Origin of the sequence: Candidatus Cardinium sp. cBcalN2, assembly GCF_022810445.1 — a bacterium.
Taxonomy (GTDB): domain Bacteria; phylum Bacteroidota; class Bacteroidia; order Cytophagales; family Amoebophilaceae; genus Cardinium.
Genome location: NZ_JAACGD010000052.1, coordinates 1 through 3201, shown reverse-complemented (window position 1 = coordinate 3201; position 3201 = coordinate 1). Strand labels below are relative to the sequence as shown.

The 3201-nt window shown below is 42.4% G+C and carries 2 protein-coding genes; one reads left to right on the top strand and one right to left on the bottom strand.

Features of this window, described 5'->3' with window-relative positions:
* Positions 1–160 precede the first annotated feature (160 nt).
* On the bottom strand, positions 161–316 hold the full coding sequence (locus MUW74_RS01645) for a hypothetical protein (protein ID WP_243518912.1): 156 nt from the start codon (positions 314–316) through the stop codon (positions 161–163).
* An 82-nt stretch (positions 317–398) separates the two neighbouring features.
* On the opposite strand from MUW74_RS01645, the gene alaS reads away from it, so the two are divergent.
* Complete coding sequence (gene alaS, locus MUW74_RS01640; protein WP_243518915.1) at positions 399–3029, top strand: alanine--tRNA ligase; 2631 nt, start codon at positions 399–401, stop codon at positions 3027–3029.
* Positions 3030–3201 lie beyond the last annotated feature (172 nt).

The window sequence follows — 3201 nt, the reverse complement described above, 5'->3', positions numbered from 1 at the left end:
TAAATATCAACTACTACAAGAAAAAACAGCCTGTTTGAAGCCCCCGAAGCGGGCTGAGTTCTGTTTTTCCAGCTCTAAGGAGTGCTTTTTCGCAACTTTTTACCCAGGGCTTGATTTTTTAGATCCTTGCCAATACCCATTAACAGTTATCTTTACAAATTTACGCTGCCTTTTTAACCACTTTATCCATATATTTGTTTAACCAACCATGTTTGCTTAAAACTATGTAATCAAATAGATATACGGCCATAACTGTTGGGTGTTCCTGACACCCTATAAACAAAAGCTTAGTGAAAATAGATTTTTCTGTAGTCATTCAGCCCTATGTCACGGTTAGGCCAAAAACGCCCTAGCCAAACCCAACTTCTATTTTACCCAAAAACGCAATAACCAAAACCATGCAATCCAAATCAATAAGAGCAAAATTTCTTCAGTTTTTTATCCAAAAAAGTCACCAACACCAACCCGCCGTCCCTATTGTCAACAAAGAAGACCCTTCCTTACTCTTTGTCAATGCCGGTATGAACCCCTTCAAAGATATCATTTTAGGCCATCAACCCATTGCCGCTTCTCGTGTCGTTACGGTGCAACCCTGTTTGCGTGTATCTGGTAAACACAATGACCTAGAAGAAGTAGGGGTAGATACCTACCACCATACCCTCTTTGAAATGTTGGGTAATTGGTCCTTTGGCGATTATTTTAAAGAAGAAGCTATTGCTTGGGCATGGGAACTCCTAACCGAAGTCTATCACTTGCCCAAAGAGCGTATCTATGTTACCATTTTTGCTGGTGACCAACAAGATGGTCTCCCCAAAGACCAGGAAGCTGCTGCTATTTGGGCCCAATACCTGCCTGAATCCCATATTTTAGCCTTTGCTAAGGAAGATAACTTTTGGGAAATGGGTGAGCAAGGCCCTTGTGGTCCTTGTTCTGAAATCCATTTAGACATTCGTTCTGAGGCTGAGCGTAATACCCTATCAGCTGCTGCATTAGTGAACAAAGGCCACCCTCAGGTTATAGAGATTTGGAATCTAGTATTTATGCAATACAACCGAAAAGCTTCTGGTAAACTGGTTGATCTTCCGCATAAACACATCGATACCGGCATGGGGTTTGAGCGATTGGCGATGGTGTTACAAGGTAAAACATCCAACTATGATACCGATATCTTTACCCCACTGATCGCAAAAATAGAAAAACTGTCTGGTAAAGCCTACCACCAAAATGAAACCATTGCAGTTGCCATGCGGGTGATTGCAGACCATCTCCGTGCCGTAGCCTTTGCCATTGCCGATGGACAAGCCCCTGCACATGCTAAAGCAGGTTATGTGATACGCCGTATTTTACGCCGAGCTATTCGTTATGGCTACAGCCATTTAGGGTTACACCAGCCTTTTATCTACCAGTTGATTCCTATTTTAGTTGCACAAATGGAAGGCGTTTATCCCAATCTCACGACCCAAAAAGACTATATCGCACGCCTTATTCAAGCCGAGGAGGTTGCCTTTTTAAAAACATTAACTACTGGCTTACAGCTCTTTAACCAGTTAGATGCTAGCAAGATCAATCAAGGGGTCATAGCGGGTTGTGTAGCCTTTGAGCTTTATGATACCTATGGCTTTCCCTTAGACCTGACGCTACTCATGGCCAAAGAGAAAGGGCTGCAGATAGATGAAACGGGTTTCCAACAAGCCCTTCAAGAGCAAAAAAAACGTTCTCAAAAAGATGCTGCAGTCAGCCAAGGAGATTGGCAAATCCTTCAACCAACGATTCAAACCCAATTTGTAGGCTATCATCAACTCGTGGTTACCACCTCTATTGTACAATGGCGTACCCTGACCAACAAACAAGGTATAGCCTATCAATTGGTCTTAGCCACTACTCCTTTTTATGCAGCAGGAGGGGGGCAGGTAGCTGATACAGGCGTTATCTTATCGGGCCAAGCCGCTATTCCGGTGGTGGATGTACAAAAAGAACATGGCTTAATTCTCCATACGGTTCATCAACTACCTGCTCAGCTAGAAGCCCCTGTAGAAGCGCGTGTAGATGCTACGCAACGTGCCTTAACCGCCAGTAACCATACCGCGACCCATCTCTTACAAGCTGCTTTAAAACAAGTCATTGGGGCTCATGTGGCTCAAAAAGGCTCTTTGGTGACACCCAATCTATTGCGCTTTGATTTTGCGCATCCTACTAAGCTGTCTACTCAGCAAATAGAGGCTGTAGAAGCTATTGTTAACCAAAAGATTAGAGAAAATATTCCTTGTATAGAGCAACTGGCTGTTCCACTAGCCACTGCCAAAGCCATGGGGGCACAAGCCCTATTTGGTGAAAAATATGGCGCTCAAGTTCGTGTCATCACCTTTGACCCAACCTATTCGGTAGAACTTTGTGGCGGTACCCATCTATCCTTTACCGGTCAGATTGGCTTGTTTAAGATTATTCATGAAACCGCTGTAGGGACAGGTGTGCGTAGAATAGAAGCCTTAACCGCCAGTAGTGCATACCATTTCGTTACCCAGCAATCCGCTACTTTAAATAAAGTAGCCCATTTACTTAAATATCCCAAAGATATCCTACAGGCAGTAACCCATCTGGTGGATGAAAAAAAGCAATTACAGAAACAATTAATGGCTTACCAGGCCAAAGCCATAGAACAAGTCATTCAACAACTCCAAGACCAATTGGAGCCAGTTGATGATGGTTATCTATTGATTCAAGCAGTGCGACTGCCTCATCCACAAGCCTTACAACAAGTTGCACTGCACTATAAAAACCAATATAACAAAATAGCTATCGTACTAGCTACTATATTCCAGCAGCAAGTCTACTTGATTATAGCTGTATCAGATGGATGGGCTCAACACAACCATGCAGATCAGATCATGCAAACTATAGCGCCTCTTATTGGTGGTAAAGGAGGTGGACAGTCTTTTTTGGCAACTGCTAAAGGTAATAACCCTACAGGTATACCCATTGCATTAAAAGCAGCTAGGGAATGCTTTATAGTTGTAACGGGCACTTTCTGATCAAGTAAAAAAAGCATTTTTCTCTTACTTTTTTTGTATTTGTTCACGACATTGGTAAAAAAGTTTTTTATACCACTTTTTTCGTATCTGTTCATGAGACTGGTAAAAAATGGATCTTTATTGTTACTTTTTTCTTGATAAAAAAGTAAGCAAAAAATCAAGCGCTGATGAA

What these genes read in the sequence shown, in the direction of transcription:
- MUW74_RS01645 (WP_243518912.1), bottom strand. Translation starts at nt 316, where the DNA reads ATGACTACAGAAAAATCTATTTTCACTAAGCTTTTGTTTATAGGGTGT.
- alaS (WP_243518915.1), top strand. Translation starts at nt 399, where the DNA reads ATGCAATCCAAATCAATAAGAGCAAAATTTCTTCAGTTTTTTATCCAA.